Here is a 25105-nt window from a genome sequence, read left to right as displayed (position 1 = left end):
AAGGGGGTATCAGATGCTCAGGGCTTTGTCGCCACGGGATATTCCGGTCACGCCGCTACGCACCACCTCGAGGATGGACGCGGCGCCGATCGCCTGGATGAAGCTGTCGATCTTCTCACTGGTGCCGGCCAGCTGAATGGTATACACGCTGCTGCCGACGTCCACGATCTGGCCGCGGAAGATATCGGTGGTGCGCTTGACCTCGGCGCGCTGAGCACCGGTGGCCTTGACCTTGATCAGCAGGAGTTCGCGCTCGATGTGGGCGCTCTCGGACAGGTTGACCAGTTTCACCACCTCGATGAGCTTGTTGAGGTTCTTGGTGATCTGCTCGACCGTCTCTTCCTGACCGATGGTGGTCAGCGTCAGGCGCGACAGGGTCGGATCCTCGGTCGCGGCGACCGTGAGGCTTTCGATGTTGTAGTTGCGCTGGGAGAACAGGCCGACCACGCGGGACAGGGCGCCGGGCTCGTTTTCCAGTAGCAAGGAGATGATGTGTCTCATGTTCAGGTCCGCTCCGTCTTGCTCAGCCACATGTCGCGCATCGCGCCATCCTTGATCTGCATCGGGTAGACGTGTTCGGTGTTGTCCACGGCGATGTCGAGGAAGACCAGGCGATCCTTCATGGCGAAAGCCTCGGCCATCATCGGCTTGAGGTCTTCCAGACGCTGGATGCGCATGCCGACGTGGCCATAGGCCTCGGCCAGCTTGACGAAGTCCGGCAGGGATTCCATGTAGGAGTGGGAGTAACGGCTGCTGTACTGCATGTCCTGCCACTGACGAACCATGCCCAGGGCACCGTTGTTGAGGCAGACGATCTTCACCGGCAGGTCGTACTGCAGGCAGGTGGAGAGTTCCTGGATGTTCATCTGCACGCTGCCTTCACCGGTCACGCAGGCGACGTCGGCATCGGGGAAGTTGAGCTTGACGCCCATGGCCGCCGGGAAGCCGAAGCCCATGGTGCCGAGGCCACCGGAGTTGATCCAGCGATTGGGCTTGTCGTACAGGTAGTACTGAGCGGCGAACATCTGATGCTGGCCAACATCGGAGGTGATGTAGGCATCGCCCGCGGTGACGTCGTACAGGGTTTCGATGACGGTCTGCGGCTTGATGATGCTGCCGTCACCCTTGTTGTAGGGGAACAGGCCGCGATTGCCGCGCCACTCCTCGATCTGCTTCCACCAGGTGGCCTGGCTTTCGGCATGAGGCTTCTCGTTCAGCTCACGGGCGACGGCGACCATCTCGGCGAGGACGCTGTCCACCGGACCGACGATGGGCACGTCGGCCTTGATGGTCTTGGAGATGGAGGCCGGATCGATGTCGACGTGGATGATCTTGGCGTTCGGGCAGAAGCGCTTGGCGCCGTTGATGACGCGGTCATCGAAGCGCGCACCCACGGCGAGGATGACGTCGCTGTGGTGCATGGCCAGGTTGGCCGGGTAGCTGCCGTGCATGCCGAGCATGCCGAGGAACTGGCGATCGCTGCCCGGATAGGCGCCGAGGCCCATCAGGGTGTTGGTGACCGGCAGGTTAAGCAGGCGGGCCAGCTCGGTAAGGGCGCCCGAGGCACCGCCGAGGATGACGCCGCCGCCCGCGTAGAGGATCGGGCGCTTGGCGGCCACGAGCATCTCGACGGCCTTGCGGATCTGGCCGGAATGGCCCCGTTGCGCCGGGTTGTAGGAGCGCAGCTTGACCTTCTTCGGATAGACGTATTCGTACTTCTTGGTCGGATCGCCCATGTCCTTGGGAATGTCCACCACGACCGGGCCGGGACGACCGGATTCGGCGAGGTAGAAGGCCTTCTTGAGGACCTCGGGGATCTCGGAGGGATGCTTGATGATGAAGCTGTGCTTCACGATCGGCCGGGAGATACCGACCATGTCGGTTTCCTGGAAGGCGTCGGTACCCACCATGTTGCTCGGTACCTGGCCGGACAGGACCACCATGGGGATGGAGTCCATGTAGGCCGTGGCGATACCGGTAATGGCATTGGTCGCGCCGGGGCCGGAGGTTACCAGCACCACACCGGCCTTGCCGGTGGCGCGGGCATAGCCGTCAGCCATGTGGGTCGCGGCCTGCTCGTGGCGAACCAGAATATGGTTGAGCGCCGGTTCCTTGAACAGGGCGTCATAGATATGCAGCAGGGCACCGCCCGGGTACCCGTAGATGTGTTTCACGCCCTCGTCGCGCAAGAAGCGGACGACCATCTCAGCGCCAGTTAATAGCTCCACGTATCACCTCATTCCACGCGTGGCGAACGCCCATCAGGGACGTTCAAGGTTCGGTTGACTGCAAGGCAGAGCACGGGCGACGGTGATCACCGACGATTCAGCTGCCTAGAAAGCCTTGTTGGAAGGTTCCGATGAATGCTGGAGCTTCCACCCGACGCGAGGTAACGCGGTGCAGGGTATTTGACTGTGGCGGCGCGGGTAGGCACCTCATGGTCTGCCGAGGAGTCAGCTTTGGGCCGATTCGCTACAGCGAACTTTGGATTGTTCGCATTCGACCGGCGCAAGTCAAGCCGAAAGGTGTGGCAGCACTCAATCGGCTACGGGGAGTCGGCGCGGATGAAAAGGTCGACGCCACCTCTTATAGTGAGGTCTTGTCCTTTCGCCTCCAGGATTCCCATGCGCCCGATCTTCTGGCTTTCCGCCCTGGCCCTTGCCTGCAGCCTGTCCGTGCAGGCCGCTCAAGTCTACAAGTGGACCGACGACAAGGGTGTCACTCACTTCAGCGCTCAGCCGCCCGACAATCAGAAGGCCAACGAGGTGGACGTGAAGGTGGCGCCGCAGATCAATGGCGGTGGCAGCGCGCCCACTTACAAGATGCCCAATGGCGCCCAGCAGCCGTCGGTCTCCAACGATGCCCAGCAGCAAGAGCTGGATCGCAAGGTCAAGGCCCAGGTGCGCGAAGACCAGGCCAAGCTCAAGGCGCAGTGCGATCAGGCACGCCAGAATCTGGCGCAGCTGCGCAACAATCCGCGCATCCTGGTGCAGTCGGGACGTGGCGAGACCCGTCGCCTGACCGAGGAAGAACGCCAGCAGAGGCTGGCCGAGACCCAACTATCGATCGAGCAGAACTGCGGCAAGTAGCTCAGGCGCTCTCGATGATCCGGTCGAATTCGGCCAGAGTGGCGAGCAGCGGCAGCACGGGATCGAGGTTGCCTTGATAGACGACCTCGGCCATCGGCCTTATCCCCGAGCGCGCGGGCAGCGCCGCGTCGCTTTCGATGATCAGCTTCATCCGCGGCAGGAAGATCCACTGCAGCCATTGGGCGAAGCTCAGGGTATCCACACAGAAGGGCTCCTGACTGGCCAGGGCTTCGGCAGTGGGGGCTTGCGCCGACCACCAGCCGAGCAGCCGAAGCTCACGCTCGATCTGCAGCAGCTGATCGGCCAGTGCCGGCAGACGCCCGTCCATCAGGTGCCCACCTGGGCTTTCTGCCGGGCCAGGGCGGCACCGGATGCATCGCCCTGGGCCTCGCGGGCCTGGCCGATCAATTGCCAGAGACTGGCCTGCAGCGCGGGCCGACCGTTGGCATAGGTCAGGGCACGGCGGGCCAGTTGCTCGCCCTGGGCGGGATCGTTCTGCGCCAGACGCACCTGCGCCAGGCGATAGAGCACCTGGGGCTCGCGTGGCGCGATGCGCATGGCCCGCTCCAGACTCGAGGAGGCGCCATTGAGGTCACCACCGGTCTGTTGTTGCTGCGCCGTGGTCAGCAGGGACAGCACCGGACCGTCGAGCTGCTCGTCGGCCGCAAGACCACTACCGTTAGAGGTATTCGTCGACGGAATGCCGGTAGGCGCCGTGCTGGGTGCGGTGTAGCCACCCTGGTTGGCCGGCGGATAGACCGGCTGCGAATAGCTCGGCTGCGCCGGTGCCTGGGTGGCGGGTGCGCTGGAACTGGACGAGGTGATCAGGGGCGTGGAGGCGACGGGAGCGGCATAGGTTTGCAGCGGCGCGGAATCGCCCTTCGGCACCATGACGGTCACGCCGGAGTCCGCCGGGGCTGCTGCCACGGGTGCCTGACGCTGGACCGGCAGAGGACGGTTGTTGCCCTGGCGATAGAGTTCGCCATTGGAGACGGGAGCGCCGGAATCGACCACGGGGATGGCACCACGCTGGGGCGCGGCGCAACCGGCGAGAAGAACGCCGGCGATCAGGACCGGCCAAACTGCTTTCGTCACCTTGCGACCTCTCAATTCAACCAACCCTTGACCCAATCCATGACCGGATTACCGCCGTTGCCATTCCCGCCAGAAGCGGGTGCGGTCGGGGCGCCACAGGAGGCACCCGGCGGCGGCTCGCTGCCACGAATATAAGGCATCTGCACGGCATTGGGACATGAGGGATCCGTGCCACGACCCGTGGTGGCATCCACCCAGGCTTGGGTGATGTTGTCCGGTACCGGCATGTCCAGCGAGACCGGATCGGCGCGGCGCATGAAGTTGGTCCACACCTGTAGGGCGCCGGTGGCGCCGGTCAGGGGGGTCTTGCCGTTGTCGTCACGACCGAGCCAGACCACCGAGAGCAGATCCTGGCTGAAGCCGGCGAACCAGCTGTCGCGGGAGTCGTTGGTGGTACCGGTCTTACCCGCCAGGTTGATGCTGGCCGGGATCTGGTTGTAGACCGAACGCCCGGTCCCCTCGCGCATGACCCGCTGCATGGCGTACTGCAGCAGGTAGATGGCGCCCGAATCGAAGCGTTGCTCGATCTGGAAGGGATAGCGCTTGAGCGGCTCGCCATTGGCGTCGAGCACGCTACGGATGCTGCGCAGCGGGGTGTTGAAGCCGCCGTTGGCGATGGTCTGGTACATGGTGGTCACTTCCATCGGCGTTAGGGCACCGGCGCCGAGCAGCACGGCCGGATAGGGCGGAAGCTCGCGACTCACGCCCAGGCGCTGGACAGTCTTGAGCACCTCGGGCACGCCCAGGTCCAGCCCCAGCCTGGCGGTGGACAGGTTGTAGGAGTGCGCCAGGCCTTGATAGAGGAAGATGGTGCCGTGGGCCTTGTGCTCGTAGTTCTGCGGTCGCCAGACCTGGCCGTCGGCGCCCTTGACCGAGAAGGGTTCGTCCTGGATCAGGGTGGTCAGGGTGTACTTGCTGGGTCGTTCCAGGGCGGTGAGGTACACCGAGGGTTTGATCAGCGAGCCGACCTGGCGAACCGCGTCGAGGGCCCGGTTGTAGCCGGCGAAGCGGGGATCGCGGCCACCGAGCAGGGCCTGGACCTCGCCGGTTTCCGGATTGCTCACCACCATGGCCGCCTCGACGTTCTCCGCGCCCTTGCGCCCGTCGATGCGCTTCATGGCCTCGGCCATGGCCGCTTCGGCCTTGGTCTGCAGGATAGGATCGAAGCTGGTGAAGATGCGCAGGCCTTCTTCGGTGAGGTCTTCGTCGCGGTAGTCTTGCTTGAGCTGCCGCTTGACCAGGTCGACGAAGGCCGGGAAGGAGCTGTTGGTCAGGCTGCCGGCCTTGGTGATGCCGAGCGGCTTGGCCTTGGCGGCCTCCGCATCGGTGGGGGTGATGACACCCTGCTCGGCCATGACGTCGAGCACCAGGTTACGGCGGGCCAGGGCGCGCTCGGGATAACGCCGCGGATTGTAGTAGGACGGCCCCTTCACCAGGCCGACCAGCAGGGCGACCTGCTGCAGTTTCAGCTCGCTGAAGGGCTGCCCGAAGAAGTACTGGGCGGCCAGGCCGAAGCCGTGGATGGCGCGCGCGCCATCCTGGCCGAGGAACACCTCGTTAAGATAGGCCTCGAGGATTTCCTGCTTGCTGTAGTGCAGCTCCAGGAGCAGTGCCATGAGGGCTTCGGTGCCCTTGCGGGTGATGCTGCGCTCGTTGGTGAGATAGAAGTTCTTCACCAACTGCTGGGTCAGGGTACTGCCACCCTGGCGTACCTGGCCACTGGTGGCGTTGACCCAGATGGCCCGGGCAATGGACTTGGGCGAGACGCCGTGGTGATGCCAGAATTCGCGATCCTCGACCGCGACCAGGCCATCGATCAGATGCGGGGGTGCCTGGTCGAGCTTGATGAGGATGCGGTCTTCGTTGTGCGCCGGATAGATGCCACCGATCATCAGCGGCTCGAGGCGAGCCACGGCGACATTGGTGCCGTTCAGGGAGGTGACACTGGAGACGGTACCGCCGGCGAAGCGCACACGGATCGCCCGCGGCGGCTCCATGCCTTCATAGAACTGGAAACCCCGGGTATCGAGATCGACCGTGGACGCGCCCACGGAGACGCTACCCGGACCATCCAGGGTCTTCTCGCGGCGATAGCCGAGGGCATCGAGTTCGGTGAGGAAGTCGTCACGGCTGAGCTTGACGCCGTTGAACAACTCCAGCGGTCGGGCATAGACCTTGGCCGGAATGGTCCAGCGCTTGCCGGAGAATTTTTCCTGGACCACGGCATCGAGATAGATGCACAGGCCCGCGAGGGCTACCAGCGCAACCAGGCCAAGCTTGACTGCCCAGCCGGAAAGGCGGCGCCAGTCGAAGGTCTTGCGCTTGCGGGAACGAGAGGATCGGGGTCGCTTCATGGCGGCGCATTATACGCAGGTTGCCCAGCGTCGACACCGGCCAACCAGCGCTTCGTCAGCGCTCATTCAACGCGGATTCAGCCCAGGATGGCCGCTTGCATGGGCAGCCCCGGCAGCGATAATGCCGGCATCCATTCCCTACAAGGATCGCCCGTGAGCCAGCTCCTGATTTCCGCCCTGCAGAACCCGGCGCTCTATCCCCATCCGACGTCGGCGATCAGGGTCATCGAAACCCACATTTCCTGGGTCGTGCTGACCGGCGACGTCGCCTACAAGATCAAGAAGCCGGTGAATTTCGGCTTCCTGGATTTCACCGATCTGGAAGCGCGTGGCCATTTCTGCCGGGAGGAGCTGCGGCTCAATCAGCGCCTGACGCGCGATCTCTACCAGGACGTGGTAGCCATCACCGGTAGCGAGAGCGCACCGCAACTGGGTGGCGAGGGACCGGTAATCGAGTACGCCCTGCGCATGCGTGAATTCCCGCAGAGCCAGTTGCTCAGCGAACTCCAGAAGCGCGGCGAATTGAGCGCCGAGCACATCGACGCCCTGGCCGAACAGATCGCGCGCTTCCATCTGGCGGCGCCACGGGTCGCCACCGACCATCCGCTGTGTACGCCGGATGCCGCCATGGCGCCGGTACGGCAGAACTTCGAACAGATCCGCGCCATGCTGAGCGAGCCAGCCGACTTCAAACAGTTGGCGCAACTCGAAGCCTGGGCCGAGGCCAGCTATGCCCGTCTGCTGCCGTTGTTCGAGGCACGTTGCCGCGACGGCTACATCCGCGAGTGCCACGGTGACATCCATCTGGCCAACGCCACCCTGCTCGACGGCGAGGTGGTGCTGTTCGATTGCATCGAATTCAACGAGCCCTTCCGCCTGACCGATACCCTGGGCGATGCCGGTTTCCTGGCCATGGATCTGGAGGATCGTGGCCTCAAGGCGCTGAGCCATAGATTCGTCAACGCCTACTTCGAGGCCACCGGCGACTACGCTGGACTCGCGCTGCTGGACTTCTACAAGGCCTATCGCGCCATGGTACGGGCGAAGATCGCCCTCTTCCGCCTGGGCCAGGCCGAGGAGCCTGAGCTGCGCGCCGAGATCCTGGCCAGCTATCGCAGCTATACCGCCTTGGCCGAGGGCTATACCCAGGTCCCGCAGCCGTTCGTGGCGGTGATGCACGGGGTATCGGGCATCGGCAAGAGCACCGTGGCCCTGGGGCTGGTCGAGGCGCTCGGCGCCATTCGCCTGAGATCGGACGTGGAGCGCCAGCGCCTCTATGCCGACAGCGACGAGGCGGTGCGCTACAGCGCTGCTGCCGGTGAGGCCACCTATGCCCGCCTGCATGAATTGGGTGCCCAGGTGCTGGCGGCCGGCTATGCGCTGGCGCTCGATGCCACCTATCTCAAACAGACGCAGCGCCAGGCAGCCCTGGCCCTGGCCGAGGCCCAGGGCGCACCGCTGTTGATCATCGACTGCCAGGCCGATGACGAACTGATCGCCCAATGGCTGCAGGAGCGCCAGGCCCAGGGTACCGATCCGTCCGAGGCGACGCTTGCGGTGGTGGCGGCGCAGCGCCAGGCGCAGGATCCGTTGGAACCTGTCGAGCAGGCACGTGCCCTGGTCGTAGAGCTGGGTCGGAGCGGACAACTGGAGGCCTTGCCCGCGCGCATCACTCGTCGGCTGGGTCGCCAGCAGGCATGACCCTCGACCTCTCGGGGGCCAGAACAAGCGTTCCGTCACAGCTCCTGGCGTTGTGGATTTACGGTTGCCGACGAGCGGCTTATCGTGAGACTCACGTCACAACCTCTGCGTAACAAGAAGGAATTGGCACCATGTACCTCATCGGCGACCAGCCTCCCTATGTCGATCAGTTGCGCCAGGCGTTGCAGGCCATTCCTGCGCAATTGCTCAGTGGCGTCTCGCCGAGCCGGCAACCCTTGCAGCTGAGCGCTGCGGAGCTCTCGCAGAATTGGATGCACGACGATGAGGTTTATCTGATCCAGCAGGGCCCGCTGCGGGTGGTGCTGGACCAGCGGGCGCTGTTCGTGCTCGGCGACGGCGATCTGATCGGCCTGGGCCAGGCGCTCGACCTGCCCCCGCTTGCCTATGAAGGCGATACCGACATCCTGGTGCAGCCCTATGGCCGGGAAGCTTTCCTTAAGGCGGCGACCGCCACCCCCGCCCTGCGCGATGCCCTGCTGCGCTATCTGCTCGGCCAGCAGGCCCTGCTGGCCGATGCCCTGACCCGCCTCAAGCCGCCGGTGACCCAGCCGGCGACCGGTTTCCAACGCTACGCCGCCGGCGAAGAAATCATTCGCCAGGGCGACGCCGCCGAGCATGTGTTCGTCATCACCGAGGGACATGCCGAAGCCTGGGTGGACGGTTGCAAGGTCGGCGAGGTCTGCCAGGACGAGATCGTTGGAGCGCTGGCGGTCTTCAGCCATACGCCCCGTACCGCCAGCGTGATCGCCAAGACCGCTTGCACAGTGCTGGTGATTCCACAGGACCAGTTCGTGCAGCTGATGGAGTCCACCCCGCGCATTGCCCATAGCCTGATCGAGAACATGGCCCGCCATATCGATTCGCTGAACAAGGAAGTCACCCGCTTGCGTGGAGCCTCGGAGAGACCCCCAGCCAGCAATTAAGAAATATTCTCGAATACGCTTGACGATGGAATGAGAATTGTTATTATTCAACTCAGCCGGTCGCGAGACTGGTCGATAACTGAAGGTCCAGCAGTTGGTCTTTCGGGTTATCTCCTCATCAGGCTAATCACGGTTTTGGACCCGGCTCTGCCGGGTCTTTTTTTGTCTGGCATTCGGGCCTAACGCCGCGCGACCACTGGCTCCGCGCTAGCTTGGGCAATGCCGTCACCGATCTCATAGGCTGCCCGTAGCGCTACCGCGGCCCACTCCGCCGTGGCGGCATCACGGGCATGGATCAGGCCCAGCGGCCGCAACTCGTCCACCCGCTCGCCCGGCAGCGCCAACCCGGCCAGCCCCACCGCAGGGTCTATGACGTCTTCCGGTCGTTGCCGGCCGCCGCCCAACCTAACCACCAGCAAGCCGAGCGCCCGGGTGTCGACACGCTGTACCCAGCCAGGCTTCAGCGGAGAGATGGCACGGACGACTGGCGCCCGCGGCAGATGCTGCCAGGGCTGGGCAGTCAGCTCGGCGGGACCGCCCAGCGCCTGGTTCATGGCGGCGAAGCGCTGCAGCGCCACGCCACTGTGCCAGGCGTCCAGCACCAGGCCCCTGGCCGTGGCGGCATCACGGGCCAAGCCGGCCAGTTGCAGCGCTTCTTCAGCCAGGGCCTGGACCACCTGCCAGAGGCGCTCGCTACGCACCTCGCCCGCCAGCAGGGCGATGGCCTCTTCCACTTCCAGGGCATTGCCGGCCGAACGCGCCAGGGGCTGGTCCATATCGGTGATCAGGGCTCGCGTGCGCACGCCCGCGGCCTCGGCGACCTCGACGATGCTGTCGGCCAGGCGGAAGGCGTCCCCCTCCTCCGCCATGAAGGCACCACCCCCGGTCTTGACGTCCATGACCAGCACGTCGAGGCCGGCGGCGAGTTTCTTCGCCAGGATGGAGGCGGTGATCAGGTCCAGGGATTCCACCGTGGCGGTGACGTCACGGATGGCGTAGAGCCGGCGATCGGCCGGGGCGAGATCGGCGTCGGGACCGACGATGGCACAGCCCACCTCGGCCACCACCTGGCGAAAGCGCGCCAGTCCGGGACGGATGCGATAGCCGGGAATGCTTTCCAGCTTGTCCAGGGTGCCGCCCGTGTGGCCCAGGCCGCGACCGGAGATCATGGGCACATGGCAACCGCAGGCGGCGAGCAGCGGCGCCAGCACCAGGCTGGTGAGGTCACCCACGCCACCGGTGGAATGCTTGTCCACCACCGGCCCGGGCAGGTCCCAGGGCAGCACCTGGCCGCTGTCACGCATGGCCAGGGTCAGGGTGGTGCGTTCGGCGAGCGTCATGCCGCGCAGCAGGGTGGCCATGGCGAAGGCGGCGATCTGGCCTTCGCTGAGGCTGTCGTCGGCGATACCTTGGACGAAGCGCTGGAGGTCCGCCGCCGACAGCTCCAGGCCATCGCGTTTCTGGCGGATCACTTCCTGGGCGAGCCACATGGGCGGGCTCCTTTAAAAGTCGTCGAAGGCGCCGGGCAGCAGTTCGGCGAGGGTCCAGGTACGGGTCAGCCCCGGCTCGCTGCCGCTGCAGACGATGGTCGCATCGGGCGACATCAGCTCCAGCAGCACCTGGCGACAGGCGCCGCAGGGGCTGATCAGGGGCACGCCCGGCGCATGGATGGCCATGGCGGTGAAGCTGCGTGGTGGCAGGCCCTGGCTGATGGCGGCGAACAGGGCGCTGCGCTCGGCGCAGTTGGTCAGGCCGTAGGAGATGTTTTCCACGTTGCAGCCGTGGACGACCGCGCCCTCGGCGGTCAGCAGGGCGGCGCCCACGGGAAACTCGGAGTGCGGGCAGTAGGCGCGCTGGGCGGCGGCGACCGCTTCCGGAAGAAGCGCAGCGAGATGCGCGGGCAAAGGGGTGCTCATGACAGTCTCCAGATCAGAATTGATAGCCCACCCCCAGATAGTAGCCCCAGCCGTTGGAGCGGCCCTCGAAGGGTCCATCACCGAAGTTCAGCTCGGTACCGTCGCGCCAGTTGCCGCCATTGTGGAAGTGGCGTGCGGCGAACATGAAGCGCAGGTGGGTGAAGGCATACAGCAGCACGTTGGTGGACACGGTGGCGTTAGCCGTACGGCCTGGTTCTTCGCCCAGCTTGGAGCCGAAATCGAAGTTGGTGAAGCCGACGTAGGTCAGAGAGGCGCCATTGTCGAACTTGCCCAGCGGCCAGATGTACTTGAGCTGCGTCCGGTAGCCATCCCAGGAGCCCTCGTTGGCGGCGCCATAGTTGTCCCACTGGCGGCGACCATACAGATTGGCCGAGAGCAATACCGGGGTATGGGTCTCGATATCGGTCCCAAAGCCGGCATAGAGGGTGTTCTGCCGACTGGCCCGGCTGCTGCCATGGTCGTAGATCCAGTCGAAGGCCAGGTACCACTCCTTGAACGGCCCGAAGGCCAGCGAGCGGCCCGTTAGCTGATCGATGGAGATCCGCGGCTCGTGCTCCATGAACAGGGGCGAGCCGCGGTCCCAGACGCCGGAGTCATGGCTGTTGCCGATGCCCAGCACCCTGGGCACATCGACGTAGCCATAGAGTTCGAAGGGACCCTTGCGGCCGAAATATTCGTACTCCAGATAAACGTCATCCACAGGCTGCGGGCCGAAGCTGATGTCCTTGCTGCCGATCAGCGTCAGGTTCTGGTTGTACCAGGACGACAGATAGGGCGAGCGGTTGGCCGTCGGCTGGGCAGCGGTACTGGCGGTTTCCCCCTGGGCGCTGTCTTCCGGCGGCGTATCGGCAAAGCAGAGGTGGGCGGCGAGCAGGGCCAGGCAACCCGGAAGGCAACGGTAGAAAAACGAAGGCATGACAACTCCTGTTGATAGGGGGCGGGAGCGGGTCAGCAGAGGTTGTGCCAACTGAAGTTCTGGGCGGGAATGGAGCGGTGCGCCGGTCGCAGAGCCCGCCATCGCGGTATCTGCGGTATCCCTTTGGCGCACGCTGAGGATTATTTGCACCGAATCGGACCATTCGCACCTGAACAGACCGAACGGTTCGAAGATGCTCCCGACTACAGGCTGATGAAGAAGCCCGCCAGGGCCGCGCTCATCAGATTGGCCAGGGTGCCGCCCAGCATGGCGCGCAGCCCCAGCTGGGCCAGCTCGTGACGGCGCTGGGGCGCGATACCGCCCAGGCCGCCGAGCTGGATGGCGATGGACGATAGGTTGGCGAAGCCGCAGAGGGCGAAGGTGACGATGACCTGGGTATGCGCCGAGAGCGGCTGGACACCGGCAGCCGCCGCCTTGACGGGGTCCAGGTAGGCTGACAGATCGGCATAGGCGACGAATTCGTTGAGCACCAGCTTCTGGCCGATGAAGCCGCCGGCCTGCACCGCCTCGCTCCAGGGCACGCCGATGAGGAAGGCGACCGGCGCCAGCAGATAGCCCAGCACCAGCTGCATGCTCAGCTGCGGCACGCCGAACCAGGCGCCGCACCAGCCGAGGATGCCGTTGAGCAAGGCGATCAGGGCGATGAAGGCCAGCAGCATGGCGCCAACCGCCAGGGCGATGCGCAAGCCGACCTGGGCGCCCTCCGCTGCCGCGTCTATGACGTTGGTCGGCCGCTCCTCCCCTTCCCCCAGGGTCTTCATGGCTTGGTCGCGCGGCTGCTCGGTTTCCGGCTCCATCAGCTTGGCCATCAGCAGGCCACCCGGCGCGGCCATGAAGCTGGCGGCGATCAGGTATTTCAAGTCCACGCCCATGCCGGCGTAACCCAGCAGCACCGAACCGGCCACCGCCGCGAAACCGCCGACCATGATGGCGAACAGCTCCGAGCGGGTGAGTTCGGCGATGAAGGGCCGCACCACCAGGGGCATTTCCGACTGGCCGAGAAACAGGGTGGCGGTCACCGTGGTGGACTCCACCCGACTGGTGCCGAGCAAGGCGTGCAGGGCGCCGCCGACCAGGCGGATGATCCAGCCCATGATGCCCAGGTAATAGAGCACCGCGATCAGGCTGCCGAAGAAGACGATCAGGGGCAGTACCCGCACGGCGAAGACGAAGCCGCCGTTACCGAAGTACTCGAACATCTTCGGCCCGGCCAGGCCGCCGAAGAGGAACTCGATGCCCTTGTCGGCATAGAGCTGCAACGAGGCGACGGCGCCGGACACGCTGCCGAGCACCTGCTGGCCCCAGGGGATATAGAGCACGAACAGGCCGAGACCGGCCTGCAACAGGAAGGCCGTGAGCACGGTACGCAGCCGAATGGCGCGCCGCTGACGAGAGAAGAGGATGGCGATCGCCACCAGCAACAGCATGCCCAGCACAGAGATCATCGACGAACTCCTCAACAGGATCGCCGGTAGCGGCGATCGATGGGCGACAAGCGCAAGCAAAGCGCCTGCCAGATCCTGTCCGAACGATCAGCTTCAGGGATGTCCCGTCAGTCAGCCAGGCGCAGAGCTCGGTCCAACTGCAATCCGGCGGGCGAGAGCCGGGCGCCGTAGGCCAGCACCTGCACCCCCTGCCGGCGTGCCTCGCCCAGGGCCAGGGCATAGGCGGCATCGATTTCCGCCGCCGGGCGCACCGCCTCGATGCCGTCGAGCAGCACGCAATAGAGCAGCACCGCCCGCTCACCCGCCGCGGCCAGGGCTGCCAGCTCTCGCAGATGACGGGCGCCGCGGGTGGTCACCGCATCGGGAAAGGCAGCGACCGCGGTATCGGCGAACCCGAGGGTAACGCTCTTCACCTCCAGGTACAGCGGTCCGGCAGGATAGTTCAGGCGGAAGTCGGCACGGCTGTTTTCCAGGCCGTAGGCCACCTCCCGACGCAGGGCGGTGAAGCCCGCCAGTTCCGGGATGCCGCCAGCCAGCAGGGTTTCCTCCACCAGTCGATTGGCACGGGCGGTATTGATGCAGGCCAGGCGGCCGTGATCCGTCTCCACCAACTCCCAGGTGCCGGGCAGCTTGCGCTTGGGCCCGCTGGCCCGACTGAACCACACCCGCGCCCCGGCCGGCTGGCAGTTGAGCATGGACCCGGTGTTGGGGCAGTGCAGGGTCAGCACCTCGCCATTGGCGGTCTCGATGTCGGCGAGAAAGCGTTTGTAGCGGCGCAGCAGGCGACCTTCTTCCAGCGGCGGATCGAATTTCACCGGGCACTCCAGCGCTGCAGGCCCTGGGCGATGCGGGCGACGGCCTCTTCCAGGCGCGGCAGCGACTGGGTATAGGCGAAGCGCACATGGGTGTCGGCACGGTGGCGACCGAAATCCAGCCCCGGGGTGATGGCCACGTGCTCGCTCTCCAGCAGGAATTGGCAGAAGGCGTAGGCATCGCCGCCAAAGGCCGAGATATCGGCATAGAGATAGAAGGCACCCTGGGGTTCGACGGCGATCTCGAAGCCCAGCCCACGCAGCGCCGGCAGCAGATAGTCGCGGCGCCGGGCGAATTCGGCGCGGCGCTCTTCGAAGATAGCCATGGCCTCTGGCGTGAAACAGGCCAGCGCGGCCTGTTGGGCGACGGTGGAGGCGCTGATGTAGAGATTCTGCGCCAGCTTTTCCAGCTCCGGCACGGCGGCGCGCGGCGCCACCAACCAGCCGAGTCGCCAGCCGGTCATGCCGAAGTACTTGGAGAAGCTGTTGAGCACGAAGGCCGAGTCGTCCACCTCGAGCACGCTGGGTGCATCCAGGCCGTAGGTCAGGCCGTGATAGATCTCGTCCACCACCAGATGGCCGCCACGCGCCTGGAGGCTGGCCGACAGGGCGGCGAGTTCGTCGCGGTCGAGCAGGGTCCCGGTCGGATTGGCCGGTGAGGCCACCAGGGCACCCACGCTGGCCGGCTGCCAGTGCCGCTCGATCAGGTCCGGGATGAGTTGGTAACGGGTATCGGCACCGACCGGAATCAACTGGGCCGCCCCTTCCACCAGCCGCAGGAAATGGCGATTACAGGGGTAACCGGGATCGGCCAGCAACCAGTGGCGGCCGGGATCGACCAGCAGGGCACTGGCCAGCAACAGGGCGCCGGAGCCACCGGGGGTGATCAAGACGCGCTCCGGGTCCAGGTCGACCCCATAGCGTTCGCCATAAAAGGACGCGATGGCGCGACGCAGCTCCGGTAGGCCACGGGCAGCGGTGTAACGCGTCTGGCCCGCGGCCAGCGCGGCCTGGCCAGCGGCGACCACGGGGGCGGCAGTGGTGAAATCGGGCTCGCCGATTTCCAGGTGGATGACGTCGTGCCCGGCGGCCTGGAGCTGGTTGGCGCGCTCCAGCAGGGCCATCACATGGAAGGGCTCGATGGCTTGGCTACGCGCGCTGTAGGAATTGGACATGGACGGGGTCCGAACTTGTGGCGAAGGCGGGATTCTAACCAAGGCTTCGCAGGCCGGCACCCGCCGTGTCCGACGGAGCGGGGGCCCGGTAGTAGCGCCCCCAGGAAGCTTCTGGTAAGTTCGCCGGCTTGCATCCGCAGGGCGACTGGCCAGTCGAGAACATATTCAGCCTGGCGTCGGCATTGCGCGGGACGCCATCGGCAGCCACAGACCCCGGGCGTTCCATCATGGAGAGGCCTGGAAACGCATCCAGCCTGTGGACAGGATCAGCGAAAGTGAGAGGGTCAATCATGCCCAGCGAAGCAAATCAGCAGAACAATCATCTGGCCCGTGGCTACGAACCCTATGAGCCCACCAAGGGCGAGGAATACATGAGTGAGCGCATGCGCGCCCACTTCACCGCCATCCTCAACAAGTGGAAGCAGGAGCTGCGCGAAGAAGTCGATCGCACCGTGCACCACATGAAGGAAGAGGCGGCCAACTTCGCCGATCCGGCCGATCGCGCCACCCAGGAAGAGGAATTCAGCCTGGAACTGCGTGCCCGCGACCGCGAGCGCAAGCTGATCAAGAAGATCGACGAAACCCTGCAACTGATCGAGGACAACGAATACGGCTGGTGCGACTCCTGCGGCGTGGAAATCGGTATCCGTCGCCTGGAAGCCCGCCCGACCGCCAGTCTGTGCATCGATTGCAAGACGCTGGCCGAGATCCGCGAAAAGCAGACCGGGACCTGAGTCCTCCTGCCTCTTCGACGAGGGCGCTACGGCGCCCTTTGTTCTATCCGGCATTCACAGGATGAGCTATGTCCAGGCGCCCCTATGTCGGCCGTTTCGCCCCCACCCCCAGCGGCTATCTGCATTTCGGCTCCCTGGTCGCCGCCCTTGCCTCCTACCTGGACGCCCGCGCTGCGGGTGGTCGCTGGCTGGTGCGCATGGAAGACCTGGACCCGCCACGCGAAGTCCCCGGCGCCCAGGCCGCCATCCTCGCGACCCTGGAAGCCTATGGCTTCGAGTGGGACGGCCCAGTGCTGCGCCAGAGCGAGCGCCTGGACGCCTATCGAGCGATCATCGGGCAGTGGCTGGCCAGCGGCCTGGCCTACGCCTGCGATTGTTCGCGCAAACAGCTCGAAGGTAGCGGTGGCCTCTATCCCGGCTACTGCCGCAACCGCGGCCTGCCGGAAACGGACGCCGCCATCCGCATCAGGGTGCCGGAGCTGGAATACCGCTTCGTCGACCGGGTACAGGGCGAATTCCGCCAGCACCTGGGCCGCGAGGTAGGCGATTTCGTCATCCAGCGGCGCGACGGCCTGATCGCCTATCAACTCGCCGTGGTGATGGACGATGCCCTGCAGGGCATGACCGACGTGGTGCGCGGTGCCGACCTGCTGGACTCGACGCCGCGCCAGCTCTATCTGCAGGAAATGCTCGGCCATCCGGCGCCACGCTATCTGCACGTGCCCCTGCTGATCCAACCCGACGGCCACAAACTGGGCAAGAGCTATCGCTCGCCACCGCTGCCGCCGGAACAGGCCGGGGCGCTGCTGGTACGCGCCCTGCGTACCCTGGGCCAGCCGATCCACCAGGAGCTGGCCCAAGAGCCTCCCGCCAGCGTCCTCGCCTGGGGCGTCGCCCACTGGGATGCGGCCTTGATCCCACGGGTGCTCCACCTGGCCGAGGCTCAGCTACCGGACTAGTAGTTGGGCCACAGCCCCGGCGTGGCCAACTCCAGCAGATGCCCATCTGGATCGCGGAAATACAGACTGACCGCGCCACGCGGCCACTGGGTACGCTCTTCGATGGGCACCCCGGCATTGGCCAGATGTGTCGCCCATAGGTCCAGCTCGGCCGCCGCGATCGCCAGGGCCAGATGCTGGCAGCCCTGGGCGCCATGGGGTGGAATGCTGCCGCCCGGCAGCTTCACCGGCTGCTCGGTAGTGCCCCGCTGGAACAGCAACAGCACGCTGGCACCCACCGCGTAGGCGGCCAGGCGCGCGTCGGCGAACATCGGCGCAAGGCCCAGCACCTCCTCGTAGAAGCGCCTGGCCCTGGCCAGGTCGATGGCGTAGAGCGCGGTTTCCAGGACGGCCTGAAGCCGGGGCGTGGTCATCGGCGATCTCCAACGGCAAAGAAGCCTTCAAGGTAAAGCGGAGGGGTCGCCGGGGTACATCGCTTTTGCTTTACCATGGCGCCATCGCCGCTCGGGAACCGCGCATGTACATCTACCGGTTGGTCCTGCTCCTAGTGGTAGGCATCTATCTGTTCTCCCCCGCCATCATGGATTGGTGGATCGCCCCCAGCGGCGCCTGGTATCGCCCCTACCTGCTGTGGCTCATCCTCATCGTGGTAACTTTCATCCTGCAGAGCCAACGCGATGCCGACGAGCTTTAGTCTGTCCCAGTTGGTGCTGATCAGCGCCGGCTACCTGCTGATCTTCTTCGGCGTCGCCTGGATGACCGAGAAGGGCTGGGTGCCGCGCCGACTGGTACGCCATCCGCTGATCTACACCCTGTCGCTGGGGGTCTACGCCAGCGCCTGGGCCTTCTATGGCACGGTGGGCCTGGCCTACGACTATGGCTACGGCTTTCTCGCCTACTACCTGGGGCTGTGCGGTGCCTTCCTGCTCGCGCCGGTGCTGCTCTATCCCATCCTGCGCCTGACCCGCGCCTACCAGTTGGCGTCCCTGGCCGATCTCTTCGCCTTCCGCTTTCGCAGCACCTGGGCCGGCGCCCTGACCAGTCTGGGCATGCTGATCGCGGTACTGCCGCTGTTGGCCCTGCAGATCCAGGCGGTGGCCACCAGTGCCGGCATCCTGGTGCAAGCCCGCGCCCAGGACGCCCCGGCACTGGGCTTCTGCCTGCTCATCACCCTGTTCGCCATGCTCTTCGGCGCACGCCAGATCAACTCCAAGGAACGCCATGAAGGCCTGGTGGTAGCCATCGCCTTCGAGTCCCTGGTCAAGCTGCTGGCCCTGGGCATCGTCGGCGGCGTCACCCTCTATACCGTATTCGGCGGGCCCAATGGTCTGGAAAACTGGCTGCAACAGAACCAGAGCGCCCTTTCCACCCTGCACACCCCGCTGCAGGAAGGCCCCTGGCGAATCCTGTTGCTGGTGTTCTTCGCCGCAGCCATCGTCACCCCGCACATGTACCACATGGCCTTCACCGAGAACCTCAGCCCCCAGGCCCTGGTCAGCGCCAGCTGGGGTCTGCCGTTGTTCCTGCTGCTGATCAGCCTGGCGGTGCCGCCGATCCTCTGGGGCGGCCTGGCACTGGGTTCGCCGACCCCACCGGAATACTTCACCCTGGGCGTGGGCCTGGCGTTGGACAATCCGCTGCTGGCGCTGGTGGCCTTCGTCGGCGGCCTGTCGGCGGCCAGCGGCCTGATCATCGTGGTGACCATGGCCTTGTCGGGCATGTTGCTCAACCACATCGTGCTGCCGCTCTACCAGCCACCCACCGACGGCAACATCTATCGCTGGCTGCGCACGACGCGGCGGATGCTGATCGCCGCCATCATCCTCGGCAGCTACGGCTTCTATCGCCTGCTGCATGGCCATGGCGATCTCTCCAGCCTGGGCATCGTCTCCTTCGTGGCCACCGTGCAATTCCTCCCCGGGGCGCTCTCGGTACTCTACTGGCAGACCGCCAACCGCAAGGGCTTCATCGCCGGCCTGCTGTGCGGCCTGGGCCTCTGGTTCCTGAGCATGCTGATGCCGCTGGTGGCCGACATCAATCCGCTGCAGATCGGTGCCTTCGGCTATCGCATCAGCGCCAGCAACTGGCACCTGGCAGCGGTGGCCTCGCTGACCGTCAACGTGCTGGTGTTCGCCCTGGTCTCGCTCTTCACCGAGGCCAGCGATGAGGAAAAGAGCGCCGCCGAAGCCTGCGCCGTCGATAACGTGCGCCGGCCGCAGCGTCGCGAACTGGCGGCCAGTTCGCCGCAGGACTTCGCCGCCCAGTTGACCAAGCCGCTCGGCGCCAAGACCGCCCAGAAGGAGGTCGAACGCGCCCTGGCCGACCTACTGTTGCCCTACGACGAGCGCCGGCCCTATGCCCTGCGCCGCCTGCGCGACCGCATCGAAGCCAACCTCTCCGGCCTGATGGGGCCACGGGTCGCCCAGGACATCGTCGAGACCTTCCTGCCGTTCAAGGCGGAGAGCGAGGCCTATGCCACCGAAGACATCCACTTCATCGAAAACCGCCTGGAAGACTACCAGTCCCGCCTGACCGGTCTGGCCGCCGAACTGGACGCCCTGCGCCGCTACCACCGCCAGACCCTGCAGGAGCTGCCGATGGGCGTCTGCTCCCTGGCCCGCGACCGCGAGATCCTGATGTGGAACCGCGCCATGGAGGAACTCACCGGCATCGACGGCGCGCGGGTGGTCGGTTCGCGCCTCAATGCCCTACCCGATCCCTGGCAGGACCTGTTCGAACGCTTCCTCGCCGAGCCGGCGCAGCAGCACCTCTATAAGCAGCGCCTGCCCCAGGAACACGAGCAGCGCTGGCTCAACCTGCACAAGGCGACCATCGACGAACCCCTGGCAGTGGGCAGCAACGGCACGGTGCTGGTGGTGGAAGACATCAGCGAGACCCAATTGTTGGAAGACCGCTTGATCCACTCCGAGCGCCTCGCCTCCATCGGTCGACTAGCCGCGGGCGTGGCCCACGAGATCGGCAATCCGGTCACCGGCATCGCTTGCCTCGCGCAGAATCTGCGTGAAGAACGCGAGGCGGACGAGGAAATCGACGAGATCAGCAGCCAGATCATCGAGCAGACCCGGCGCATCACCCGCATCGTCCAATCGCTGATGAGCTTCGCCCACGCCGGCGGTCGCCAGCAGGCCCACGAGGCGGTGTGCGTGGCCGAGGCGGCACAGGAGGCCATCGCCCTGCTCTCGCTCAACCGCCAGAGCGTGGACGTCGACTTCTTCAACCTCTGCGATCCCGAGCACTTCGTCCAGGGCGATCCGCAGCGGCTGGTGCAGGTCATGATCAACCTGCTGTCCAACGCCCGCGATGCCTCGCCACCCGGCGCGCCGATCCGGGTACGCAGCGAGGCCCAGGCGCAAACCGTGACCCTGAGCGTCGAGGACGAGGGCAGCGGCATCCCCAAGGCCATCGTCAGCCGCCTGTTCGAACCCTTCTTCACCACCAAGGATCCGGGCAAGGGGACGGGGCTTGGCTTGGCTCTGGTCTATTCGATCGTAGAAGAGCATTATGGTCAGATAATGATCGATAGTCCTACCGACCCCGTGACCGGCCAGGGCACCCGCATTCGGGTGCTGCTACCGCGCTATCTCGGGTTGTCGGAGGCGCCGTGACGGAGCCAGCCGCCTGCTGGCTGGCTCTGCTAAAGCATTCGGAAGCCCAGACGACCGCGACAAGACACGCTGCCTGGCGTGGGTCGGCCTGCCTTCCCGTAAGAGAGCGCACTTGATGGCCCATATTCTGATTGTCGAAGACGAGAAGATCATCCGCTCGGCGCTACGCCGCCTGCTCGAGCGCAACCAGTTCCGCGTCAGTGAAGCCGGCTCCGTGCAGGAGGCCCAGGATCTCTACGACGTCGCGAGCTTCGATCTCGTCATCAGCGATCTGCGCCTGCCCGGTGCGCCCGGCACCGAGATGATCGACCTCGCCAAGGGCAAGCCGGTGCTGATCATGACTAGCTACGCCAGCCTGAGATCGGCGGTCGACTCTATGAAGCAGGGCGCGGTGGACTACATCGCCAAGCCCTTCGATCACGACGAGATGCTGCAGGCCGTGGCCCGCATCCTGGTGGAGCGCGAACAGCGCGCGCCCGCCGCCGTCGAGGAAAGCGCCGCGCCGCCGCCCGCCACCGGCGAGATCGGCATCATCGGCAACTGCGCGCCGATGCAGGATCTGTTCGGCAAGATCCGCAAGGTCGCGCCCACCGATTCAACCGTGCTCATCCAGGGCGAATCGGGCACCGGCAAGGAGTTGGTGGCGCGGGCGCTGCACAACCTGTCGCGCAGGGCCAAGGCGCCGCTAATCTCGGTCAACTGTGCGGCCATTCCCGAAACCCTGATCGAATCCGAGTTGTTCGGCCATGAGAAGGGCGCCTTCACCGGCGCCAGCGCCAGCCGTACCGGCCTGGTGGAAGCGGCCGATGGCGGCACCCTGTTCCTCGACGAGATCGGCGAATTGCCCCTGGAAGCCCAGGCGCGCCTCCTGCGCGTGCTGCAGGAAGGCGAGATCCGCCGGGTCGGCTCGGTGCAGTCGCAGAAGGTCGACGTACGCCTGATCGCTGCGACCCACCGCGATCTCAAGGGCTTGTCCAAGATTGGCCAGTTCCGCGAAGACCTGTTCTATCGCCTCAATGTCATTTCCCTGCGCCTGCCGGCCCTGCGCGAGCGCGGTGGTGACGTCATGGAGATCGCCCGGGTGTTCCTCGCCCGGCAATCCGCGCGCATGAGTCGCCCGGGGCTCAAGTTCGGCGCCGAGGCCGAAGCGGCCATCCGTCACTACAGCTGGCCGGGTAACGTCCGCGAGCTGGAAAACGCCATCGAGCGCGCGGTCATCCTCAGCGAAGGCCAGGAAATCAATGCCGACCAGTTGGGCATCGATGTCGAACTCGGCGAACTCGATCTGGCCGACAGCTACCTGGACCCGCTGCCCGCGACCGGCCTGGGTAACGGCAATGGCGCCCACGAGCCCACCGAGGATCTGTCCCTGGAGGACTACTTCCAGCACTTCGTCCTCGAGCACCAGGACCACATGACCGAAACCGAGCTCGCCCGCAAGCTCGGTGTCAGCCGCAAGTGCCTGTGGGAGCGCCGTCAGCGCCTGGGCATCCCACGCCGCAAGGCCAGTGCCAGCAGCGACGCCTCCTGAGGTCCTTAGAGCCTGTTCAAAATCTTGCGAGCTAGAGCCAAACAAGGCGAAAACGCCTGAGGAAGCGGAGTTTACGAGTGGTAAATGAGCATTCCGACGGGGCTGGCCTTCCAGGGCGTTTTCAACGCAGTTTGGCCGACGCGCAGCAGATTATGAACAGGCTCTTACAGGAGCGCGGGAACCTCTTCGCGCTCCTGCGGTAACACCCCTCTCCCACCCGCCCCATCCTTTGCAATGTGTTACCGCCGTAACAGGAAGCGGGTTCAGCGGTAACGAAATCTTGCCTGTAGCCTACTCATGAAAAGGCTACATTTTTCGCAAAGCATTGAAATTAAAGACTTTTTAAAAACTGGCACGGCATCTGCTTTATGTTCTGGCACAAGAACAATAAAAACGTACCCACTCCATAACAAAAACAAGACGCAGCGGCTCCAGCACAATAAGAACAAGCAGGCGGAGGCGTAGCTAACTGATCATTTTGGAGAAGAGTCGTCTTGCGGGATGTTCCGCGCGATGTCAGGACAGAGAACAACAAAACTGCCCCGAGGCAGCACCCGTACCAGGCAGAGCAGGAATGATCCTGACGGCATCAGCTTCCAAAATAATCCGTTTGCTCTTGGCTCTAGACTTCAGAGCCCTCCCGGCGGCCGGTATCCGCACGGGACAGACCACACAAGAAAAACAAGAGGTCTGGATAAACAATAAAAACAAAGCACGTACCACTTTGGGGGGGAGCTTCGGCTCCCCCAGTGCCTTTGACAGCCTCCCCTCCCTCGTTCAAGATCCCCTCCTTATCTATTGCGCAATGGCCCAAGCTATGGTCCAGGTTGCGTATAGCCGTCTTCCCGAACAGAAACTCGCATGCTGAAGAAGCTGATCCAGACCCTGCGCTCGCCCCTGCGACGTACCCCGCCCGCCCCTGCCTTGCCCATCGAACTGCCGCGCAGTCAGCATGCTCTGGAACGAGAGCGGATCAGTCGCAACGCCCTTAACGTGGTCGACCGGCTGGAAAAGGCCGGCTATCAGGCCTATCTGGTCGGCGGTTGTGTGCGGGATCTGCTGCTGGGCTTCACCCCCAAGGACTTCGACGTCGCCACCAGCGCCACGCCCGAACAGGTCCGCGCCGAATTTCGCAATGCTCGCGTGATCGGTCGGCGCTTCAAGCTGGTCCATGTCCACTTCGGCCGCGAAATCATCGAGGTCGCCACCTTCCGGGCCAATCATCCGACGGGCGATGCCGAGGACGATGCCCAGGGTTCGCGCCATGAAAGCGGCCGTATCCTGCGCGACAACATCTATGGCAACCAGGAACAGGATGCCCAGCGCCGCGACTTCACCATCAACGCGCTCTACTACGATGCCAGCGGCGAACGCATCCTCGACTATGCCAACGGCGCCCAGGATATCCGCCTGCGGCAGATCCGGCTGATCGGCGATCCCGAGCAACGCTACCTGGAAGATCCGGTACGAATGCTCAGGGCCGTGCGCTTTGCCGCCAAGCTGGATTTCCAGATCGAGGCGGCCACCGCTGAACCCATCAGTCGCCTGGCACCCCTGCTGCGCGATATCCCGGCGCCGCGGCTGTTCGACGAGGTGATCAAGCTGCTGCTCGGCGGCAAGGCCGAGCGCACCTTCGAACTGCTGTGCCAATACGGCCTGTTCGCGCCGCTCTTCCCCGCCAGTGGCGAAGCCCTGGAACGAGACCCTGAATACGCCGGCAGCCTGATTCGCCAGGCGCTGGCCAATACCGATGCGCGCATCCGTGAAGGCAAGCCGGTCACCCCAGCCTTCCTCTTCGCCGCATTGCTCTGGCCGGCGCTGCCCGAGCGCGTTCGCTATCACCAGGAGCGGGGCCTGCCGCCGATTCCGGCCATGCAGGAAGCTGCCCATGACCTGACGCAGCAACAGTGCCAGCGCACCGCCGTACCCAAGCGCTTCACCCTGCCCATGCGGGAGATCTGGGACATGCAGGAGCGCCTGCCACGTCGCCAGGGCAAGCGCGCCGATCAATTGCTGGAGAATCCGCGCTTCCGCGCCGGCTACGACTTCCTGCTGCTGCGCGAGAGCGCCGGCGAGGAAACCGGTGGCCTGGGCGAATGGTGGACCCGCTACCAGGAGGTCGGCGACAGCCAGCGGCGCGAGATGATCAAGAACCTGAGCCGCGAAGAAGGTGCTCCCGCCAAGCGTCGCCGTCGTGGCGGCAGCAGTCGCAAGCGGCGCACCTCCGATGCGCCCTCGTCCGGCGACGAATGATGGAGCGGGTCTATCTCGGACTGGGCAGCAACCTGGCCGAGCCCCGGCGCCAATTGGACGCTGCCCTGGAGGCCCTGGCCGGGCTGCCTGAGAGTCGCCTGGTGGCGGTGTCGGCCTTCTATGCCAGCGATCCGCTGGGACCGCCCGACCAGCCGCGCTACGTCAATGCCGTGGCGGCCCTGGATACCGCCCTCGCCCCACTGGACCTGCTCGACGCCACCCAGGCCATCGAGCAGCAGCAGGGCCGGGTGCGCAAGGACGAGCGCTGGGGGCCACGCACCCTGGACATCGATATCCTGCTGTTCGGCGAGCGGCTGATCGACGAGCCCCGTCTGCAGGTGCCGCATTACCACCTGCACGCCCGCGCCTTCGTGCTCTATCCGCTGGCCGATCTCGCGCCCGGATTGCGCCTGCCCGACGGCCGCCAGTTGTCCGACCTGCTATCCGCCTGCCCTTTCGAAGGCCTGGAGCGGCTGGTACCGTCGTTACCCACCCGGTAACACGGCGGTAACA

The 25105-nt window shown here is 65.2% G+C and carries 22 protein-coding genes; 10 read left to right on the top strand and 12 right to left on the bottom strand.

Translation table 11 applies throughout. The annotated features are described in order from the left end of the window. Positions 1-9: 9 nt before the first annotated feature. On the bottom strand, positions 10-501 hold the full coding sequence (ilvN, locus tag CCZ28_RS18715) for an acetolactate synthase small subunit (RefSeq protein WP_007159690.1): 492 nt from the start codon (positions 499-501) through the stop codon (positions 10-12). Between the two features lie 2 nt (positions 502-503). Further along, the gene (locus tag CCZ28_RS18710; protein WP_140220353.1) at positions 504-2228 is read right to left on the bottom strand and encodes an acetolactate synthase 3 large subunit; all 1725 of its coding nucleotides are present in this window, start codon (positions 2226-2228) and stop codon (positions 504-506) included. A 396-nt stretch (positions 2229-2624) separates the two neighbouring features. Between CCZ28_RS18710 and CCZ28_RS18705 the strand changes: the two genes are divergently transcribed. Beyond that, positions 2625-3089 (top strand): DUF4124 domain-containing protein, encoded by a 465-nt coding sequence (locus CCZ28_RS18705; RefSeq protein WP_140220352.1) that lies wholly within the window; start codon positions 2625-2627, stop codon positions 3087-3089. 1 nt (position 3090) lies between these two features. Here the strand turns inward: CCZ28_RS18705 and CCZ28_RS18700 are convergent, their stop codons facing one another. From CCZ28_RS18700 to mrcB, 3 genes are read right to left on the bottom strand one after another with little or no spacing between them, the layout of a single operon-like run. Next, complete coding sequence (locus CCZ28_RS18700; RefSeq protein WP_140220351.1) at positions 3091-3417, bottom strand: YqcC family protein; 327 nt, start codon at positions 3415-3417, stop codon at positions 3091-3093. After that, positions 3417-4184: a tetratricopeptide repeat protein gene (locus tag CCZ28_RS18695; RefSeq protein ID WP_167509257.1), complete on the bottom strand. Its 768-nt coding sequence runs from the start codon at positions 4182-4184 to the stop codon at positions 3417-3419. The genes CCZ28_RS18700 and CCZ28_RS18695 overlap by 1 nt, the downstream gene beginning before the upstream one ends. Positions 4185-4195: 11 nt before the next feature. Next, on the bottom strand, positions 4196-6538 hold the full coding sequence (gene mrcB / locus CCZ28_RS18690; RefSeq protein WP_140220350.1) for a penicillin-binding protein 1B: 2343 nt from the start codon (positions 6536-6538) through the stop codon (positions 4196-4198). A 153-nt stretch (positions 6539-6691) separates the two neighbouring features. On the opposite strand from mrcB, the gene CCZ28_RS18685 reads away from it, so the two are divergent. Beyond that, entirely contained in the window at positions 6692-8239 is a 1548-nt protein-coding gene (locus tag CCZ28_RS18685; protein WP_140220349.1) for an AAA family ATPase, read from the top strand. Positions 8240-8370: 131 nt separating this feature from the next. Next, positions 8371-9183 (top strand): cyclic nucleotide-binding domain-containing protein, encoded by an 813-nt coding sequence (locus tag CCZ28_RS18680; RefSeq protein WP_140220348.1) that lies wholly within the window; start codon positions 8371-8373, stop codon positions 9181-9183. 179 nt (positions 9184-9362) lie between these two features. Here the strand turns inward: CCZ28_RS18680 and deoA are convergent, their stop codons facing one another. The 6 genes from deoA to CCZ28_RS18650 form a co-directional block, all read right to left on the bottom strand. After that, entirely contained in the window at positions 9363-10673 is a 1311-nt protein-coding gene (gene deoA, locus CCZ28_RS18675; RefSeq protein WP_140220347.1) for a thymidine phosphorylase, read from the bottom strand. Positions 10674-10685: 12 nt separating this feature from the next. After that, on the bottom strand, positions 10686-11099 hold the full coding sequence (locus CCZ28_RS18670) for a cytidine deaminase (RefSeq protein WP_140220346.1): 414 nt from the start codon (positions 11097-11099) through the stop codon (positions 10686-10688). 13 nt (positions 11100-11112) lie between these two features. After that, positions 11113-12036, bottom strand: coding sequence for a nucleoside-specific channel-forming protein Tsx (locus CCZ28_RS18665; RefSeq protein ID WP_240795181.1), 924 nt, complete (start codon positions 12034-12036; stop codon positions 11113-11115). A 203-nt stretch (positions 12037-12239) separates the two neighbouring features. Further along, on the bottom strand, positions 12240-13502 hold the full coding sequence (locus CCZ28_RS18660) for a NupC/NupG family nucleoside CNT transporter (protein WP_140220345.1): 1263 nt from the start codon (positions 13500-13502) through the stop codon (positions 12240-12242). Between the two features lie 107 nt (positions 13503-13609). Beyond that, positions 13610-14317: a DNA/RNA nuclease SfsA gene (gene sfsA / locus CCZ28_RS18655; RefSeq protein ID WP_140220344.1), complete on the bottom strand. Its 708-nt coding sequence runs from the start codon at positions 14315-14317 to the stop codon at positions 13610-13612. Then, positions 14314-15489: a pyridoxal phosphate-dependent aminotransferase gene (locus CCZ28_RS18650; RefSeq protein WP_140220343.1), complete on the bottom strand. Its 1176-nt coding sequence runs from the start codon at positions 15487-15489 to the stop codon at positions 14314-14316. Before CCZ28_RS18650 ends, sfsA begins: the two co-directional genes overlap by 4 nt. A 290-nt stretch (positions 15490-15779) precedes the next feature. Here CCZ28_RS18650 and dksA point away from each other — a divergent pair, with 290 nt between their 5' ends. Beyond that, positions 15780-16223 carry an RNA polymerase-binding protein DksA gene (gene dksA / locus CCZ28_RS18645; RefSeq protein WP_058763290.1) on the top strand — a complete coding sequence of 148 codons (444 nt, stop codon included), beginning with the start codon at positions 15780-15782 and terminating at the stop codon, positions 16221-16223. Between the two features lie 68 nt (positions 16224-16291). Beyond that, positions 16292-17182: a tRNA glutamyl-Q(34) synthetase GluQRS gene (gene gluQRS, locus CCZ28_RS18640; RefSeq protein ID WP_140220342.1), complete on the top strand. Its 891-nt coding sequence runs from the start codon at positions 16292-16294 to the stop codon at positions 17180-17182. Here gluQRS and CCZ28_RS18635 read toward each other — a convergent pair. Then, positions 17179-17595, bottom strand: coding sequence for a VOC family protein (locus tag CCZ28_RS18635; protein WP_140220341.1), 417 nt, complete (start codon positions 17593-17595; stop codon positions 17179-17181). The genes gluQRS and CCZ28_RS18635 overlap by 4 nt on opposite strands. 104 nt (positions 17596-17699) lie before the next feature. On the opposite strand from CCZ28_RS18635, the gene CCZ28_RS18630 reads away from it, so the two are divergent. The 5 genes from CCZ28_RS18630 (at position 17700) to folK (ending at position 25092) form a co-directional block, all read left to right on the top strand. Then, on the top strand, positions 17700-17876 hold the full coding sequence (locus tag CCZ28_RS18630) for a hypothetical protein (protein ID WP_007159707.1): 177 nt from the start codon (positions 17700-17702) through the stop codon (positions 17874-17876). After that, entirely contained in the window at positions 17860-20808 is a 2949-nt protein-coding gene (locus CCZ28_RS18625) for a sensor histidine kinase (RefSeq protein ID WP_140220340.1), read from the top strand. The genes CCZ28_RS18630 and CCZ28_RS18625 overlap by 17 nt, the downstream gene beginning before the upstream one ends. A gap of 115 nt (positions 20809-20923) precedes the next feature. Further along, positions 20924-22339: a sigma-54-dependent transcriptional regulator gene (locus CCZ28_RS18620; RefSeq protein WP_058769137.1), complete on the top strand. Its 1416-nt coding sequence runs from the start codon at positions 20924-20926 to the stop codon at positions 22337-22339. An 861-nt stretch (positions 22340-23200) separates the two neighbouring features. Continuing rightward, positions 23201-24592 (top strand): polynucleotide adenylyltransferase PcnB, encoded by a 1392-nt coding sequence (locus tag CCZ28_RS18615; RefSeq protein ID WP_140220339.1) that lies wholly within the window; start codon positions 23201-23203, stop codon positions 24590-24592. Beyond that, entirely contained in the window at positions 24589-25092 is a 504-nt protein-coding gene (folK, locus tag CCZ28_RS18610; RefSeq protein WP_167509256.1) for a 2-amino-4-hydroxy-6-hydroxymethyldihydropteridine diphosphokinase, read from the top strand. Before CCZ28_RS18615 ends, folK begins: the two co-directional genes overlap by 4 nt. Positions 25093-25105 lie beyond the last annotated feature (13 nt).

It is taken from the genome of Pseudomonas oryzihabitans (assembly GCF_006384975.1).
Lineage (GTDB): Bacteria > Pseudomonadota > Gammaproteobacteria > Pseudomonadales > Pseudomonadaceae > Chryseomonas > Chryseomonas psychrotolerans_B.
The sequence above is the reverse complement of the archived record's forward strand: the minus strand, read 5'-3'. Positions and strand labels throughout refer to the sequence as shown.

Excerpts from the sequence above, each read along its gene's own strand:
- ilvN (WP_007159690.1), bottom strand. The coding sequence starts at position 501 with ATGAGACACATCATCTCCTTGCTACTGGAAAACGAGCCCGGCGCCCTG.
- CCZ28_RS18705 (WP_140220352.1), top strand. The coding sequence starts at position 2,625 with ATGCGCCCGATCTTCTGGCTTTCCGCCCTGGCCCTTGCCTGCAGCCTG.
- CCZ28_RS18700 (WP_140220351.1), bottom strand. The coding sequence starts at position 3,417 with ATGGACGGGCGTCTGCCGGCACTGGCCGATCAGCTGCTGCAGATCGAG.
- mrcB (WP_140220350.1), bottom strand. The coding sequence starts at position 6,538 with ATGAAGCGACCCCGATCCTCTCGTTCCCGCAAGCGCAAGACCTTCGAC.
- CCZ28_RS18680 (WP_140220348.1), top strand. The coding sequence starts at position 8,371 with ATGTACCTCATCGGCGACCAGCCTCCCTATGTCGATCAGTTGCGCCAG.
- deoA (WP_140220347.1), bottom strand. The coding sequence starts at position 10,673 with ATGTGGCTCGCCCAGGAAGTGATCCGCCAGAAACGCGATGGCCTGGAG.
- CCZ28_RS18670 (WP_140220346.1), bottom strand. The coding sequence starts at position 11,099 with ATGAGCACCCCTTTGCCCGCGCATCTCGCTGCGCTTCTTCCGGAAGCG.
- CCZ28_RS18665 (WP_240795181.1), bottom strand. The coding sequence starts at position 12,036 with ATGCCTTCGTTTTTCTACCGTTGCCTTCCGGGTTGCCTGGCCCTGCTC.
- CCZ28_RS18660 (WP_140220345.1), bottom strand. The coding sequence starts at position 13,502 with ATGATCTCTGTGCTGGGCATGCTGTTGCTGGTGGCGATCGCCATCCTC.
- CCZ28_RS18650 (WP_140220343.1), bottom strand. The coding sequence starts at position 15,489 with ATGTCCAATTCCTACAGCGCGCGTAGCCAAGCCATCGAGCCCTTCCAT.
- dksA (WP_058763290.1), top strand. The coding sequence starts at position 15,780 with ATGCCCAGCGAAGCAAATCAGCAGAACAATCATCTGGCCCGTGGCTAC.
- gluQRS (WP_140220342.1), top strand. The coding sequence starts at position 16,292 with ATGTCCAGGCGCCCCTATGTCGGCCGTTTCGCCCCCACCCCCAGCGGC.
- CCZ28_RS18635 (WP_140220341.1), bottom strand. The coding sequence starts at position 17,595 with ATGACCACGCCCCGGCTTCAGGCCGTCCTGGAAACCGCGCTCTACGCC.
- CCZ28_RS18630 (WP_007159707.1), top strand. The coding sequence starts at position 17,700 with ATGTACATCTACCGGTTGGTCCTGCTCCTAGTGGTAGGCATCTATCTG.
- CCZ28_RS18625 (WP_140220340.1), top strand. The coding sequence starts at position 17,860 with ATGCCGACGAGCTTTAGTCTGTCCCAGTTGGTGCTGATCAGCGCCGGC.
- CCZ28_RS18620 (WP_058769137.1), top strand. The coding sequence starts at position 20,924 with ATGGCCCATATTCTGATTGTCGAAGACGAGAAGATCATCCGCTCGGCG.
- CCZ28_RS18615 (WP_140220339.1), top strand. The coding sequence starts at position 23,201 with ATGCTGAAGAAGCTGATCCAGACCCTGCGCTCGCCCCTGCGACGTACC.
- folK (WP_167509256.1), top strand. The coding sequence starts at position 24,589 with ATGATGGAGCGGGTCTATCTCGGACTGGGCAGCAACCTGGCCGAGCCC.